General features: G+C 67.6%; 14 protein-coding genes and 1 tRNA gene. 11 read left to right on the forward strand and 4 right to left on the reverse strand.

Annotation, left to right across the window (positions count from 1 at the left end):
- Positions 1–8: 8 nt before the first annotated feature.
- The 6 genes from C1704_RS10305 (at position 9) to C1704_RS10330 (ending at position 6,421) form a co-directional block, all read left to right on the forward strand.
- Complete coding sequence (locus C1704_RS10305; protein ID WP_104302636.1) at positions 9–1,283, forward strand: NAD(P)/FAD-dependent oxidoreductase; 1,275 nt, start codon at positions 9–11, stop codon at positions 1,281–1,283.
- A 76-nt stretch (positions 1,284–1,359) separates the two neighbouring features.
- The gene (gene rsmB / locus C1704_RS10310) at positions 1,360–2,655 is read left to right on the forward strand and encodes a 16S rRNA (cytosine(967)-C(5))-methyltransferase RsmB (RefSeq protein WP_104302637.1); all 1,296 of its coding nucleotides are present in this window, start codon (positions 1,360–1,362) and stop codon (positions 2,653–2,655) included.
- A gap of 15 nt (positions 2,656–2,670) precedes the next feature.
- Positions 2,671–3,276, forward strand: a complete 606-nt coding sequence (locus C1704_RS10315; RefSeq protein ID WP_170064670.1) for a DUF4390 domain-containing protein — start codon at positions 2,671–2,673, stop codon at positions 3,274–3,276.
- A gap of 26 nt (positions 3,277–3,302) precedes the next feature.
- Positions 3,303–5,603: an ATP-binding protein gene (locus C1704_RS10320; protein ID WP_104302639.1), complete on the forward strand. Its 2,301-nt coding sequence runs from the start codon at positions 3,303–3,305 to the stop codon at positions 5,601–5,603.
- Between the two features lie 8 nt (positions 5,604–5,611).
- On the forward strand, positions 5,612–6,301 hold the full coding sequence (locus tag C1704_RS10325) for a response regulator (protein WP_104302640.1): 690 nt from the start codon (positions 5,612–5,614) through the stop codon (positions 6,299–6,301).
- A 44-nt stretch (positions 6,302–6,345) separates the two neighbouring features.
- Positions 6,346–6,421 (forward strand) — tRNA-Phe (locus C1704_RS10330).
- Between the two features lie 307 nt (positions 6,422–6,728).
- On the opposite strand, the gene C1704_RS10335 is transcribed toward C1704_RS10330, so the two are convergent.
- The 4 genes from C1704_RS10335 to C1704_RS10350 form a co-directional block, all read right to left on the reverse strand.
- Positions 6,729–7,574: a DUF6920 family protein gene (locus C1704_RS10335; protein ID WP_104302641.1), complete on the reverse strand. Its 846-nt coding sequence runs from the start codon at positions 7,572–7,574 to the stop codon at positions 6,729–6,731.
- A 24-nt stretch (positions 7,575–7,598) separates the two neighbouring features.
- Entirely contained in the window at positions 7,599–8,552 is a 954-nt protein-coding gene (locus C1704_RS10340) for an Acg family FMN-binding oxidoreductase (RefSeq protein ID WP_104302642.1), read from the reverse strand.
- A 148-nt stretch (positions 8,553–8,700) separates the two neighbouring features.
- Positions 8,701–9,642, reverse strand: coding sequence for a hypothetical protein (locus C1704_RS10345; protein WP_104302643.1), 942 nt, complete (start codon positions 9,640–9,642; stop codon positions 8,701–8,703).
- Positions 9,643–9,645: 3 nt separating this feature from the next.
- Entirely contained in the window at positions 9,646–10,887 is a 1,242-nt protein-coding gene (locus C1704_RS10350) for a hypothetical protein (protein ID WP_104302644.1), read from the reverse strand.
- A 247-nt stretch (positions 10,888–11,134) separates the two neighbouring features.
- Between C1704_RS10350 and C1704_RS10355 the strand changes: the two genes are divergently transcribed.
- From C1704_RS10355 to C1704_RS10380, 5 genes are all read left to right on the forward strand, one after another.
- Positions 11,135–11,482, forward strand: coding sequence for a helix-turn-helix domain-containing protein (locus C1704_RS10355; protein WP_104302645.1), 348 nt, complete (start codon positions 11,135–11,137; stop codon positions 11,480–11,482).
- Complete coding sequence (locus C1704_RS10360) at positions 11,479–12,390, forward strand: ImmA/IrrE family metallo-endopeptidase (RefSeq protein ID WP_104302646.1); 912 nt, start codon at positions 11,479–11,481, stop codon at positions 12,388–12,390. The genes C1704_RS10355 and C1704_RS10360 overlap by 4 nt, the downstream gene beginning before the upstream one ends.
- Before the next feature lie 885 nt (positions 12,391–13,275).
- A complete protein-coding gene (locus C1704_RS17945; RefSeq protein WP_336469941.1) occupies positions 13,276–14,193 on the forward strand; it encodes a glyoxalase superfamily protein in 918 nt (305 codons plus the stop codon).
- Positions 14,194–14,274: 81 nt separating this feature from the next.
- A complete protein-coding gene (locus C1704_RS10375; RefSeq protein ID WP_170064671.1) occupies positions 14,275–15,093 on the forward strand; it encodes an SRPBCC domain-containing protein in 819 nt (272 codons plus the stop codon).
- Positions 15,090–15,728 (forward strand): NAD(P)-dependent oxidoreductase, encoded by a 639-nt coding sequence (locus tag C1704_RS10380; protein ID WP_170064672.1) that lies wholly within the window; start codon positions 15,090–15,092, stop codon positions 15,726–15,728. Before C1704_RS10375 ends, C1704_RS10380 begins: the two co-directional genes overlap by 4 nt.
- Positions 15,729–16,000 lie beyond the last annotated feature (272 nt).

Genomic DNA, 16,000 nt, shown 5'->3' on the forward strand with positions numbered 1-16,000 from the left:
GGCCCGCGATGCTGCAACGACGTTCCTTCCTGCAAGGGGCCGCCGCCGCAGGCGTGCTCGGGCTGAGTGCCTGCGCCACGACCGGTGTGCCGTCCAAGGCTCGTGTGCTGGTGGTGGGCGGCGGCTACGGTGGCGCCACGGCGGCCAAGTACGTGCGCCTGCTGTCCGATTACCAGATCGAGGTCGTGCTGGTCGAACCCAGCAGCGCCTTCGTCTCCTGCCCCATCTCCAACCTGGTCCTGGGCGGCCATCGCACGATGACCGACATCACCACGCCCTACGACAACCTGGTGCGCCGTCACGGCGTGCGCCTGGTGCGTGACACGGTGGCGAGCATCGATCCGGCGAAGAAGGTGGCCGTGCTGGCCTCGGGCCCCACGATCGCCTACGACAAGCTCATCCTGTCGCCCGGCATCGACCTGGTCTTCGACAGCATCCAGGGCCTGAAAGCGGCGCACGATGCCGGTCAGATCCTGCAAGCCTGGAAGGCGGGCCCCGAGACCGTCGCCCTGCGTCGTCAGCTCGAAGCCATGCCCGATGGTGGCGTCTTCGCCATGACCGTGCCCGAGGCGCCCTATCGTTGCCCCCCGGGGCCCTACGAGCGGGTGTGCCAGGTGGCCGATTACTTCAAGCGCGCCAAGCCGCGCTCCAAGGTGCTGCTGCTCGATGCCAACCCCGACGTCACCTCCAAGGGACCGCTGTTCAAGAAGGTCTGGGCCGAGCAGTACAAGGGCATCATCGAATACCGCCCGCAGCACAAGGCCATGGCCGTCGATGCGCGGACCAGGACGATCAAGTTCGAGGTCAACGACGACGTGAAGGCCGACGTGCTCAACGTGCTGCCCACCATGCGTGCCGGCAAGATCGCGGTGGACACCGGCCTGGCCAATGCCAATGCGCGCTGGTGCCACGTGAACTTCCTCAACTTCGAGTCCACCGCGGCCAAGGATGTCCACGTGCTGGGCGACGCCATCCAGACGGCCCCGCTGATGCCCAAGAGCGGCCACATGGCCAACTCGCATGCGAAGGTGGCAGCCGCCGCCATCGTGGCAGAACTGCGTGGCTGGGCCGTCAACCCCGCGCCCATGCTCACCAACACCTGCTACAGCTTCGTCGATGGCAAGAACGTCATCCATGTCGCCAGCGTGCATGAGTACGTGGCGGCTGAGAAGACCTTCAAGACCGTGGCGGGCTCCGGCGGCGTGTCCACCGGCCCGAACGAACTCGAGGGCATCTACGCCTGGAACTGGGCGCAGAACATCTGGGCCGACTCCCTGGCCTGAGGACACTGCCCGGATCCTGGGGCCGCTGCGGTGCAGCGGCCCTTTGCTTTTTGCGCCAGCGCCTAGACTTCGCGTCGTGAATGCACCCTCTCTCCCCCTGTCCCGCCTGCTTGTGCACACGGCCGAGGCCGTGCGGGCCGTCGAACGCGGCCGCTCCCTCACCGAGGTGCTGGCCCGCGTGCCGGCGTCCGCCCGGGGCGGGACGCAGGCCCTGAGCTTTGCCGTGATGCGCGAGCTCGGTCGGGCCCGTGCCCTGCGCCGCCACCTGGTGCCTCGAGCGCCGGCGCCGCCCCTGGAGGCACTGCTGTGCACGGCCCTGGCCCTGCTCGTGCGCGGCCCGGCATCGGGCTACGACGAACACACCCTGGTCGATCAGGCCGTCGAGGCCGCCAAGCGCCAGGCGCGCGGCGCGTCCGGGCTGGTCAATGCGGTCCTGCGGCGCTTTCTGCGGGAGCGCACGGCCTGCCTGGCTGCCGTCGAGGCCGAGCCCGAAGCGCGCTGGAACCACCCCGCCTGGTGGGTCGATCGCCTGCGCGCCGACTGGCCCGCCCAGTGGGAAGCGGTGCTGGCCTCCTCCCAGCAGCACCCGCCCATGACCCTGAGGGTGAACCGCCGGCGCACGCAGCGCGACGCCTATGCCCGGCGTCTGGCCGAGGCCGGCGTGGGCAGCCGCCCGGTGGGGGAGGTGGGCCTGCTCCTGGACAGCCCCCGCCCGGTGGAGCAGATCCCGGGCTTTGCCGAGGGGCTGTGTTCGGTGCAGGACCTGGCAGCCCAGTGGGCCGCCCCGCTGCTGCTGGGGACCGGGCTGCCTCCCGGCGCGCGGGTGCTGGATGCCTGCGCAGCGCCGGGGGGCAAGACGGCCCACCTGCTCGAAGCGGCCGACCTGGACCTGCTCGCCCTGGACAGCGACGCGCAGCGCCTGCAGCGGGTGGACCAGACCCTCAGCCGGCTGGGTCTGCACGCGCAACTGAAGGTCGCCGATGCCCGCGAGACGACGGCCTGGTGGGACGGCCGGCCGTTTGATGCCATCCTGCTCGACGCCCCCTGCAGCGCCTCGGGCATCGTGCGCCGCCACCCGGACATCCGCTGGCTGCGCCGACCGGGCGACATCGCCGCGCTGGCCCGTCTCCAGCGCGAGCTGCTCGATGCCCTGTGGCCCCTGCTCAAGCCGGGCGGGCATGTGCTGTACTGCACATGTTCGGTCTTCCGCGCCGAGGGCAGCGCCCAGATCGACGCATTTTTGCAACGCCAGCCCCTGGCCAGAGCATGCCCCTCTCCCGGCCATGCGCTGCCGGTGACCGACAATGGATCCTCCCCCGTCGCTGACCACGACGGCTTCTACTACGCCCTGATCCAACGATCGCCTGACTGAGCCCTGGACCTGCCCGTGCTGACCGCCAAGCCGCCTTCGACCGCCCCTGCCGGCCCCGTGGCGGCAGTGCTGGCGGCGTTGCTGGCCGCGATCCTGGGTCTGCTGCTGGCGCTGTCCCCGGCCTGGGGCCAGGAGGGCCGGATCACCCTGTCCGACGTCCAGATCGATCGCAACGACGAGGGCCTGTGGCTGGGCTTCAGCACCCGCATCGAACTGCCGCGTTCCGTCGAGGAGGCCCTGGTCAAGGGCGTGCCCCTGGCCTTCGAGGCGGAGGTGCGGACCTTCCGCAGCCGCTGGTACTGGCGTGACCTGAACGTGGCCACGGCCACGCTGTCCTGGCGTGTCACCTACCAGCCGCTCACGCGGCGCTACCGCGTGCAGTCCGGTGCCTTCAGCCAGCAATTCGAGTCCCTGCACGACGCACTGGCCACGATGCAGCGCACCGAGGGTTGGAAGGTGGCCAGCCGCAGCCGGCTCGCCTCCGGGGAGCGGCACTACGCCGAACTCATTTTCCGGCTCGACACCTCCCAACTGCCGCGCCCCTTCCAGTTCGGCATCGGCGGTCAGGCCCAGTGGGACCTGTCCGCCCAGAGCACCCTGGTCATCCCTGACCATCCCTGAGCGGTATCCGGCCGAGGACCCTTGCCGTGACCAAAGCCACCCGCTGGGCCTGGATCCTGTCCATCGTGGCCCTGTCCGGCGCCAGCCTGGTGGTGATGTTCCTGCTCGCCCTGGCCACCGACAACCGGCGCGTGTTCGAGCAGCACTACGGCTGGCTGCTGGCGCTCAACATGCTGATCGCCGCGGTGCTGGTGCTGGTCATTGCCGTCGCCGGCGTGCGCCTGGCCGTGCGCCTGCGCCGCGGCAAGTTCGGCTCGCGGCTGCTGGCCAAGCTGGCGGGCATCTTCGCGCTGGTGGGCGTGATCCCGGGGCTGCTGCTCTACACCGTCAGCTACCAGTTCGTGGCCAACAGCATCGACTCCTGGTTCGATGTGGAGGTGGAAGGCGCCCTGGATGCCGGGCTCAACCTGGGGCGGGTCACGCTGGACACCCTGGTCAACGACTTCGCCACCAAGACCCGAGTGGCCGCCGACCGCCTGGCCGATGCCGGCTCGAACGTGAGCGGCCTCACCCTGGAGCGCCTGCGCGACCAGCTGGCCGCCGAGGAGGCCGCCCTGCTCGACACCTCGGGGCAGATCCTCGTGAGTGCGGGCCTCGCGCGCGACGCGCTCGCGCCCGAGCGTCCCCCGGCGGCGCTGCTGCGCCAGGCGCGCACCCAGCGCATCGCCACCCAGCTCGAGGGCCTGGACGAGGATGCCGGCGTGCCCCGCATCCGGGCGGTGGCCTATGTCTCCACCTTCGGTTTTCGCCTCACCCCCGAAGACCGCTACCTGCAGATGACCCAGCGGCTGCCGAGCACGCTGGCGGCCAATGCGCTGGCCGTGCAGAACGCCTACCGCGAATACCAGCAACGCGCCCTGGCCCGGGAGGGCCTCAAGCGCATGTACCTGGGCACGCTCACCCTGGCCCTGGTGCTCACCGTGTTCGGCGGCATCCTTCTCGCCGTGGCCCTGGGCAACCAGCTCGCGCGCCCGCTGCTGCTGCTCGCCGAAGGCGTGCGCCAGGTGGCCCGTGGTGACCTCACCCCCAAGCCGGTCTTCACCTCCCGCGACGAGCTGGGCGGCCTCACCCGCTCCTTTGCCGACATGACCCAGCAGCTGGCCGAAGCCCGGGCGCTCGTCCAGCACAGCCTGAGCGAGCTCGAAGGAGCCAAGACCAACCTCCAGACCATCCTCGACAACCTCACGGCCGGCGTCATCGTCTTCGGCGCCGATGGCCGCATCGACTCGGTGAACCCGGGCGCCACGCGCATCCTGCGCCTGCCCCTGGGCGCCTACCGTGGCCGGCCGCTCGTCGAGGTGCCGGGCCTGGCCGACTTCGCCCAGGCCATCGAGCGCCAGTTCGACCTGCACGCCGCCGGCAACGAGGGTGGCGAACGCGACCACTGGCAGCAGTCCTTCGAGCTGCCGGTCGAACCCGACGCGGCAGGCAGCGAACGCGAGCCCATGACCCTGCTCATGCGCGGCGCCTGGCTGCCGCAGCAAGCCCGACTCATCGTCTTCGACGACATCACCGAGGTCATGTCGGCCCAGCGTTCCATCGCCTGGGGCGAGGTGGCCCGCCGCCTGGCGCACGAGATCAAGAACCCGCTCACCCCCATCCAGCTCTCGGCCGAGCGGCTGCAGCACAAGCTCGAGCCCAAGCTCGACGAGCCCGACCGGCAGCTGCTGGCCAAGTCGGTGAGCACCATCGTCAGCCAGGTGGGAAGCATGAAGCAGCTCGTCAACGAGTTCCGCGACTATGCCCGCCTGCCCTCGGCCCAGCTGCGTGCCATCGACCTCAATGCCCTGGTGACCGAAGTGCTTGCGCTCTACGGCAGCGTCCAGGAAGAAGGCCGTCTGCAGGTGGACCTGGCCGTCGACCTGCCCCTCATCGAGGGCGACGCCACCCAGCTGCGCCAGGTCATCCACAACCTGCTGCAGAACGCACTCGACGCCGTGGCCGACCGGCCAGGCGGGCTGGTGCGCGTGCATACCGAAGTGGCGCGGCATGAAACGGGCGAACCGCGCTCGGTGCGTCTGGTCGTGGCCGACAATGGGCCCGGCTTCCTCGACAAGGTGCTCAAGCGCGCCTTCGAGCCCTACGTCACCACCAAGGCCAAGGGCACCGGCCTGGGCCTGGCAGTGGTGAAGAAGATCTGCGACGAACACGCCGCCCGCATCCGCCTGACCAACCTCACCAGCTCCGAAGGACTGGGCGGCGAGCAGCGGGGGAAGAACCCCGAGGTGAGGGGCGCGCAAGTTTCGATATCATTTTCGCGGTTTGCACCCGCGCAACACGACGGACGAGACGACGCCGCAACCCGAGTCGCCCGCCCAGGGACCTGACGTACCGCATGGCCACCATACTTGTAGTTGACGACGAGCTCGGCATCCGCGCCCTGTTGTCGGAGATCCTCGCAGACGAGGGGCACACCGTTGAACTGGCGGAAAACGCCGCCCAGGCGCGTGCCCTGCGCGAGCAGTTCCAGCCCGACCTCGTGCTCCTCGACATCTGGATGCCCGATGTCGATGGCATCACCCTGCTCAAGGAGTGGGGCGCAACGGGCCAGCTCACCATGCCGGTGATCATGATGTCAGGCCACGGCACCATCGACACCGCGGTGGAAGCCACCAAACACGGTGCGATGGCCTTCCTCGAAAAGCCCATCACCCTGCAGAAGCTCCTGCGCGCCGTCGAGCAGGGCCTGGCCCGCCAGGCGCCCCGGCCGGCGGGCAACGGTCTGACCAGTGCGGCGGTGGTGAGGGAACTGAACGCCGAGCCGCACAGCCATCACGGCAGCCTCCCTATCCCGCACCCCGTGGCCCTGGGCCCGCAAGCCGAGCAGGTCTTCGTCCTCGACCGCCCCCTGCGCGAAGCGCGCGACGCCTTCGAGAAGGCCTACTTCGAATTCCACCTCGCCAAGGAACACGGCAGCATGACCCGCGTGGCCGAGAAGACCGGCCTGGAACGCACCCACCTGTACCGCAAGCTCAAGCAGCTCGGCGTCGATCTCACCCGCAACAAGCGCGCTGGCGGCAACTGACGCACTGGACGCGCCCGAAATCCTGCTATAATCTTCGTCTTTCTGGCCAAGTAGCTCAGTTGGTAGAGCAGCGGATTGAAAATCCGCGTGTCGGTGGTTCGATTCCGCCCTTGGCCACCACCGTTCGACGCCCAACCTCTATCGGTTGGGCGTTTTCGTTTCTACCTTTCGCGACGCCACGCGGGGTTCGGCGCCGTTCTGCGTGTGCCACGACGCGGTGTCTTGGGGCCCGGAAGCCACCCGGTTGGACTCTCTTTCGCTCTCCGTTCTCTCAAAACCCGCGCCAACTTCTTCGCCGGAGCACACGCAGACGGCCTTGTGCGTCAACGCTTTGCACGTGCGTCACGGCGATCGGTTGTCCATCGCGCCCGCATTGGCAGTCCTCGACATGTCGAATGTCAAGCTGATGGCGTCCGGGGGTAGCTCCCTACTGGTGATACCTCAGATCGGTGATCGTCCCTCGCCAGTACGGCTTGCGACCCTGCGGCGTGAGCCAAGCCACTTCGCCCTGAACCGGGATCAGCATCCCGTCGCGCCGCTGGTAGTCGAACATGCGGCCTTCCCAGGGCATGGGCACGATCCGATCGCCATCGGCAAAGCCACGATCCTCGGCACGGATCGTCTCGATCAGCCCGTTATCGCCGAAATGAAAGGTCATGGTCAGCCGCACGTCCCCGTCGACCAACGTGGCGCGTGCGCTGCGCTCGTCGATCGGTTCCCATTGCATGCCCTGGCTGGGCAACAGTGCGGTCGGATACCAGGCGGCTTCAGCCATGTAGCGCATCAGTTCACCGCGTGCGACCTCGCCGCGGTCGCGTAGATTCACCAACGTGAACACGCCCAGGATGGCGGGCTCGAGGATCCCCTCGCCATCGACGTAAGCGTCGTGCACGTGGACGGCCAGTCCAGGGGCCATCGTCACCCGCCCGTCCCACACGAAGCCGGGGCGGCGCGTGACCACACGTTGGCGTGACGTGAAGGGCTTCCACTGTCCGGAGTCCAGCTTCATGTTGAAGGTGCCAGCGTGCACGACGTCGGCTGCGCGGATGATCGGGGTTCCAGGTGGCAGGGCTTGGCGCAGGTGGCGCGCGACGGGCGCAGGAAGCTGATCCAGCTCGCGAGGATCGAAACGTTCAGGCGGCAGGGACTGACGCGCGGTTTCCAGGCGATCCAGGAGTGCCTGCGTCTTCTGGCTCCAGCGCCACTGGCCCCAGCCCCAAAATCCGATGGCCACGACCAGCAGGGCGGTCAACCCGAGTAGTACCCACTTCATACGATCCCCTTGGCCAACGACGTCTCACGCCGACATCTCGATCACCGCATCCACTTTGCGCCTTGGGGTCGCTGGGGCCGCACTGACCGGATGGCCCCAGCGCATCAACAGCTGGGGGTAGGCCTCTGTGCCAAGCAACGAGCGCAGACGTTCCCGCAGCGGGGCGACCTGGATGGGTTGGTTGAGATACGACGCTTGTAATCCATGCCGACAACCCGTGAGAAGAGCGCGCTGCAACGCTTGGCCAGCCCGCAGCCAGGCGGCCGTGTCGTCCTCGGCGGTCGTCAGAACCGTCAGCCACGGCGAGCCCAGAAGGAGTTGCTGGTCCTTGGCGGCGACTCCATCACCCATGTCGAAAGTGCGTACGACGGCTTGCGCGATGGGTGCTGCTAGGGTGGGTACGCTCAGCCCGTCACCCTGGCGTCGCGGATGCATCCACAGTGCCAATTCGCGCCGCCAGCGCGGGTCGTCCCACTGCATACGGTCGCCCTCGGCCACCAGTGAGCCGGCCTCGAGGCGCTTTGTATCGACCAGCGTGAATAACTGGCCACCCTCGGCTTCGGTTGCCGTTGCGATACTGGCCCTGATCTCGGTCGCCACCTCGCGTGCCTCGAACGCCTTGCGGTAAGTGCGGCGTTGTTCGATGAACGACGCCAGGGCGGCGAGTTCCGCGTCGGGAGGGTCGCTGGTCACCTCGACCCGGGCCAGCCAATCTCCATCGCCCGAATCGGGCAACACCCGTACCCGCGCGCCTTGGCCTAAGGCGGCAATGGCCACCCGCAAGGTCATCAAAGCCGCGCCACAGCTGATCGTGAGTTCACGGTCGAACGGGTCGTTGACCGGCAAGGCGCGGGTGCGGTCGGCCAGCAGATCGATCGTCGATGCCGACGTTCGAAACCGCCACGGCTGGGTGTTATGGCTCGAAGGGGCATATATGACCCGTTGCACGAGAGATTTGACGGTCTCGATGGTGAGCATGGCCGACTCCACGATGGACGACTTCTGGAAATTATCGTGATAGTGTGACAGCAGCTGCGCCAGCGTCTATGCGGGTGGCCTTTCGTTGCCGTGGCTTGCACGTGCGTCATGGCCATTGATGGTCTATCGCGCGTCGATGACCAGGGCATCAGGCCGGCGCAGGACTCGATGCCGCCGCGCAGGGCAGGGCGTACAAGCCCGAGCGCCGCTGCGTGACCACGAGGGTTCGGTAGGCACGCAACGGCTCAGCGTGCTTCTTCCCTTTGAACACGTCGATGGGCTTCTGACTAGTGAGCTGCGCGCGGCCCATGACCTGCTCGGACGTCCGGGGCTCGCCCTTGAATGACCACAGCGCCCGGAAGACGGCCGCCTGCCCGTCCGTGCAGAGGATTGGGCGCCCTTCCTCGCCGGGCAGCGTCACCCACTTGAAGTCGGCCGAGAAAGGCCCGTGGACCGGCATCGCCGGATCTACCGCCTGCGCCGAGCCCTGCCCACCAGGCGCGCCGATGAACGAGATGCCTCCACCGTAGAAGGCAAACCGATCCTCCAGCGCCAGCCACTCCACGCCCGCTCCGAAGGGCGCGCCGCGCGTCTCGCGGGGCTTCGGCGTGATCACCCGGATGTCGCCACCGGCCACGCGCACCCGGTCCAGCAGCGCCGGCTCGCGCCACAGACGAACGATGTCGCGTGCGAGCAGCACCGGCGAGCGCCGTGAGTCCCCCAGCCGCCACACGCCACCGCCGAGATCGTCGATGCCATCGCGGCTCTCGATCTGCAGCGCGAGGCGCAGCTTCTGGCGCAGCCAGTCCTCGTCCAGCACCAGCGCGGCCACGTCGTCGGCCGCGACCGACACCGGACCGCACTCCGGGCAATGGCAGGTGCGGCTCCCGCGACCGTCACCCCAGACCTGCGCTCGGTGCTGCTGGCAGTACGGGCAGAGCACGAATCGCTGGTCCAGTGCAGCCGGTCGTACTGCGCGCCCCAGCGCAGGCAAGACGCTGATGTCGCGGGGTGACAGCGATGCGTGCAGCACCGGCGTGCCGCCCGCGAACAGACGGCACACCAGGGCCCAGGCGTCGTGCGCCGCCACCGGTCAGTCCTCGTACACCGGCTGCTGGTTCACCGTACCGGCCTCCGGCGGCGCCTCCTGGGCGCTGAGCGTCTGCCCTGCCTGCAGGATGCCCAGATCGACGAGGTAGCCCTCCAGCTTCGCCTGCAGCGCCGCGTCGAACTTGTGCAGGTTCAGGCGACCGCGACGCGTCACCTCCACCGTGATCACCTTCGAGCGCGACCTGCCGAGTTCGGGCGGGTAGTACAGATTGATGCGCGCCGCCGTGACCAACCAGCCGCGGGCCAGCGGGTCCTCGCCGGGGAAGGCATCCTGCAGCAGTTCGGTGACGCACCGCTGCTCGCTGGACGCCATCGCCGTGCAGTCCAGCTTCAGGGCGGTATCCGGACTCAGTACCGAGATCGACTTCACCTGGAGGGCGGCAAAGCCGTCCGCCACGGCCTTGGGCACGTCGAAGCCCAGGCGCAGAACCGACAGGTCCAGCGTCGGCGGCTTGATCCGGTGCGGCTCCACCTTGACGCCCAACAGGTGCTCGGCAAACGCATCGACCAGCATCTGGTGGTACTTCGCGCCGCCCCGGACCAGGGTGCGCACCACGCCGGTGGCGACGGCGTACTCCAGCACCATGTGGATGTTCGGGTTGCCGACGCGGCGCATGAGGGTCGCGCCTTCGAACTCCAGGCGCAGCATGGCCAGATCCTTGACGTGGACCGTCAGCAGGAAGACGCCGGGGCTGCGCTCGACCACGTAGGCCGCGCTGCCGTCGCCGCACTGCAACTCGCGCTGGTAGAACGCCGAGATCGCCTGCCGCAGGCCTGCCAGGTCGGCATCCGAGGTGCGCGGCTGGCGCTTCACCCCGAGGTCGTGCTGCTGCGCCTGCGTACCGTTGCGCTCCAGGTAGTCGAACTCGCAGGCGCGCTCGAACAGGTCCGGGTGGTTCGCGTACAGCCAGAACGAGCGATGGACATCGCTCTGGCAGGCGACCAAGCCCATCAGGGCGGCACCGTCGCCAGCTGCGGCCTGGAACAAGGCCTGCTTGCCGGCGCCGTCACCGAGCTGGACGCTGGCCATCAAGTTGCCGATCAGGCGATCTCGGGCGGGAACGTCCGCCCAAGCGCGGATGGCGTCCACCAGCGCCTGCGAGGCCGGCGGCGTGTCATCCCAGGCGAAGTCATCGGGCATCGCCAGGCCGTGGCCCGTCAGGAAGTTCCGCAGCGCGGTGTCCACCGGCAGCTCAAGCAGCACGTCGACAAAGGTCTTCTTCATCTTCTCGGTCCTTTCCGAAGGAGCGTCGGAGGTCTGCGGACCGATGAGGCGGGTGCGCGAGCCGGCGACTGCGGGTTACTGAACAATGTTCCCGCCGTAGTAAAGCAGCGAGATACAGCGTGATTCTGTCCCGCTCATTTCTGCTTGTCAATCAACAGGGCACATCTAGCGCTCTTTGGTATCTCGTGGCTATACTGGCGGTCTTGGTTTCACACACTGACTGTTCATTTGAGACGGGGACATCGCCATGGCTTCGGCGTTTGGATTACGCCTGCGGCGCTTGCGCGAGGCGAAGAAGCTGACCTTGCAGCAAGTGGCCGACGCGGTCGGCTGCACCAAGGCCTACATCTGGGAACTGGAGATGAAGGAGGGGCAACGTCCCTCGGCCGAACGGGTTCACGCGCTGGCCAAGGTGCTGGGCGTGACGATGGAGGACGTGATGGGCGACACCCTGGACAAGGTGCCCCAGGCCAGCCCCGAGGACGTCCAGTTCTTCCGCGAGTACGCCGGCATGACGGACGAGGAGAAGCAGCGCTACCGGCAAGCGCTCGATCTGATGTTCGGGTCGCGCAAAGACGAGGCCGGCAAGGCGTGAGCAGCGGCGCACCACTCAACGGCTTCACCGCCGCCGCCACGATCCTGAAGTGGCTGCGGGCGGCGCACGGCCAGGCCGTGGTGCGTGTCGACCTGGATCAGGTTCGTGAAGGCTTGCCCGGCAGCCCTCTCGGCAAGGACGTGCGCGTCATCAAACCGCCGATGCCTTCGCCGGTCGAGAGCTGCGAGGGCATGCTGGTGCGCAATCCGAAGGACGCCGCCGAGTGGGGAATCTTCGTCAACCGGGAGGCTGGGCCCGAGCGGCGTCGGTTCACCATCGCGCACGAGCTCGGGCACTTCGTCCTGCACCGAGCACGACAAGGGTCCTTTCGCTGCGACAAGGAGTCAATCCACTTCGGCCTCGACACCTCCGCCGTCATCGAACGGGAAGCCGACGAATTCGCCAGCAACATCCTGATGCCCGGCGACGTACTGCGCGACGCCATCGCCAACCGCCGCATCGACCTCAAGGTGTTGAGCGATCTGGCGAAGACATTCGAGGTGTCCTTCGAGGCGCTGTGCATCCGGTTCATCAAGTACACGGACCAGCGCGCGATCCTGCTGCACTGGGACAACGGCTTCCTGAAGTACGAGTGGCGCAGCAAGAGCGCGGTGCGCACGCGCGCCCGCATCCGGCGAACCTCCGACCCGCAGGAGCCGCTGCCGGGCACCTTGGCGGCCGACGAAAGCGTCGCACAGGCGTGGGACGGTATCGAGCTTCCGGCCTCGAGGTGGTGTGCCGAGGAAGCGCCGTACATGAAGTTGCGCGAGTTCAAGCACAGCTACGGCGCTCGTGATCGCGTGCTGACGCTGTTGGTGCTCGAAGGCGCCGAGCCCCGACCCTGGGATCAGTCGTGGCAGGACGGCGAGAGCTTCGACAGTTATGACCAGTTTGTCTCGAATGAGTAACGTCCTCTCGCTTCCTTAGCCTCAACATCCTTCTTCCATGGACCACTCGCTCCTGCCAATACTCGTTGCCTCGGCGCGAGGAATATTCCCGAAAGATGACGGGGCCTTCCATGTGGTCCCGCCCCTGCCCGACGGGCGTTACGCCGTCGTGTGCTTCACGGGTTGCGCCTACGTATGCGCCAGTGAGTCCTTCGACAGGCTTGCTAGCCTTGGCTGCGACGGGTTTGGTGGAGCGCTAAGGCCGCAGTTGCTCTTACATCTGGCTGGCCCCCAGGGCCGGGTGCATGAGATCGATGTAACTTTGGCCGCCCTTGGTCAAGGACGCGACCCATACGCCCTGCCGCCTGAATTGGGTGACTCGAGACACCCGAGGGTCGCCTATGCCCGAAGCCAACGCCGCGATGTTTGCGTTCATGGGGATGAGCGCGGCTTGATCACTCTTGCGAAGGGTTTGGCCGGTCGAGACGAAATCAGCATTGAAACGCCCGAGGTGGCCTTCGGAAAAGGAGGCGGGCGCAGCCTACTCCGCGACGTGCTTGCTGCATGGCCTGAAGGACAGCCTCTTTTCGCGGCTGTCTCGCCGGGTAATGCGCGATCACTCCGGGCATTTCTCGCTGCCGGGTTTCGACCGGTCGCTTCCGAAGTGCTGATTGAGCGGTCAAGCGGATAGACCCTAACCGACGTCGGCCAGAAACCATGGCTAGCGATCGCTTGACAGGAATCGTTGGTGTTCCTACGATTTGCCTAGGCTGACACGGCCTGCCGCTTGCGCCCTCCGGGTACGGTGAACGTGTCCTCCTCGTGAGCCTGATCCTCGTTGTCCGGCGAACGGATCGGCAAGGCAAGCACCGGTAAGACCCGTTCGCCCGACTATGAGGGTTGGATATGCGCACATTTCGTGACGCTAAGCTTATGGCGCGCGCCCTGCGCGCAGAGCTCGCACAAGCGGGTATCGATGTTTCGCATTCTCGAGTACTTGAGATAGTTGCGGCACAGTTCGGCCTGCCCGACTGGAACGTTCTAGCCGCCCGGATCGGGGAGGCAGGGGGCGCCTCCGGCAGCGGCGCCGCCTTCCAGGCCGCCATTCCCATCCTGCGGATCTTCGATCTCGCCAAGGCGCGGGAGTTCTACACGGGCTTCCTCGGCCTGAGCGAGGACTGGGAGCACCGCTTCGGGCCAGACTTTCCGGCCTACCTGCAGGTCAGCCGGGCCGGACTGATCCTGCACCTGACGGAACATCACGGCGACGCAAGTCCAGGGGGAAACGCCTTCGTCTGGATGCAGGGCCTCGACGCCTTTCACGCCGAGATCACCGGGCGCGGGTATGCCTATGCGAAGCCCGGGATCGACACCTGGGATCTCGGGTCTGACGATATGCGCGAGGCCCGGGTTGGCATGCGCGTCATGGAAGTGACCGATCCCTTCGGCAACCGCCTGCGCTTTGCCGAACCCCTGCCGGCCAGCCGACGCGACGACGTAACCCCGGCGGCTGGGGCCGAAAGGCGTGGGGGCGTTGCGCCGGGGGGCGAGGGGGATCCCGGTCCCGGCACCCTCGCACTTGATCCGGACAAGCTCGGCACCTTCCGCGCAGCCGTCATGGAAGCGCTGGCCGAAGCGCCGGGCGGCCTTTTCCCCGCCGATCTCGCCGATCGCGTCCGCGAGCGTGTGCCCGAAGCGCTGCAAGGGGGAGGTCTGCGCTGGTGGGTAACGGCTGCCTGCTTTGACCTCGAAGCGGGCGGCAGCATCGCGCGTCACACCCATGGGCGAATGCAGATCCTGCAGGCCACGCCGGGCGCTGTTTGAGGCCACTGAGGCCAGCCCGACGGCCACGCACGCCGGCAATTGCCGTTCGGGCTGCGCCTTATCCCGAAGAATGAGATGCACATGACAGATCTATACCCAATAACAGTCACGGCGAACCGGCACATCCATGCGCCGGCAGACCGCCTTTGGGCGCTCTGGGTCACGCCCTCGCTGAAGCGCAACTGGTGGGGCGTCTCGGAAGGTGGAGACCTCTTCGAATGCCTGACCGAACCTTGGACCGGCGGGCGCATCGCCTACGCCATGCGCCCGCGTGGGGCCGAGGGGCCGGTGGAGCGGGTGACGGGCCGGGTGTTGGCGGCGGACCCTGGCCGCAGGCTCTTGTTCACCTGGTCCTGGGCGGGCGAGGACGCTCCGGCCATGGATACGACCGTCGAGGCGACTTTCGACCCGCAGTCTGATGGCACCGAGGTCCGGGTCGTCCATGATGGTCAGCCCAATGCGACGGTTTCCGAAATCCACGCGAAGGGTTGGACGGACAAGCTGGCCGACCTCGACCGCGCCGCCAGTGCCGAGGCGGCGGGCTGCCTCACACGCCTCTGGGCTGCGATGGCGGCGCGCGACTGGGACGGCGTGGCGGCCTGCCTCAAGGACGACATCACCGTGGATTGGCCGCACTGCGGTGAACGGATCACGGGCGCCGCGGCCTTCGTCACGCTCAACCGCGACTACCCCGGAGACTGGCGGATCGGGCCGGCGCGAGTTTCAGCCTTGTCCGAGGCGCGCGCCGTCGCCGAAGTGCGGGTGGATCTGCCACCGGATGCATGGTCGGTCGCCAGCTTCGCCGAGGCCCGCGCCGGGCGCATCACGCACCTGACCGAACACTGGACCCGCCACGGCCAGCCCCCAGCCTGGCGCGTCGCGCAAGGGCCCCGAGCATGAAGCTTCTCATCCTCGGCGCTACCGGCACCATCGGCCGCGAACTCGTGCACGGCGCGCTGGAACGCGGACACCCCGTCACCGCCCAGACCCGCCAGGGCCAGCCCGGCTTTCCCGCGGGTGTGACGCCCGCTGTGTTCGATCCGGCCAGCACGCCTGACATCTTCTGTCCTCACCTTCGCGGGCACGACGCTGTGATCTACGCGCTTGGCTTCCGCGGCCGCGCGCCGGTCCGCTTCTTCTCGGAAACAACCCGCAGCCTGCTGGCGGCGATGCAGGCCATGGGTGTTCGGCGCCTTGTCGCTATCACCGGGGTCGGCGCCGGAGAGACCAGGGGGCACGGCGGTTTTCTTTACGAACACCTGATCTATCCGTTCTTCACGCAAGCCATCTATGCCGACAAGGACCGCCAGGAGGAACTGATCCGCGCCAGCGACACCGACTGGACAATCCTGCGCCCGGCCCCCTTCAGGTCGGCGCCGGGTCGGGAACCCTTCCACGTGCTGACGGATGTCCGCACCGGCACACGGCTGTCGCGCGTGACGCCGCCCGAGGTCGCGCGCGTCTCGCTCGACTGTGCCGAGAAGGGACTTCACCGCGGCGAGGCGGTGTTCTTCGGGCACGGGGTGGCTGGATAAGCGACATCCCCGCGATCCGGCCGGAGCGCCTTCACCTGCCGGCCCTTATCGCGAAATCGCTTAATCGCTGGCGTCCGCGCGGCACCGCGCTTCGTCACAGCAGCCCTGCCCCAAGCCGCGCCTACCGTCACCAACACCACTTGCCAAGCTGCGGCGCCGCAACGCAGCCGTGGCAACGCTGCGCACGGACTAGGGCGTGTTCACACTAATTGCGATGATGGTCGGGGCATTGGACACTTGGGGGCATGGAAATCACGCCCGAGCAATTCGCT

Source organism: Caldimonas caldifontis, assembly GCF_002930615.1.
Lineage (GTDB): Bacteria > Pseudomonadota > Gammaproteobacteria > Burkholderiales > Burkholderiaceae_C > Caldimonas > Caldimonas caldifontis.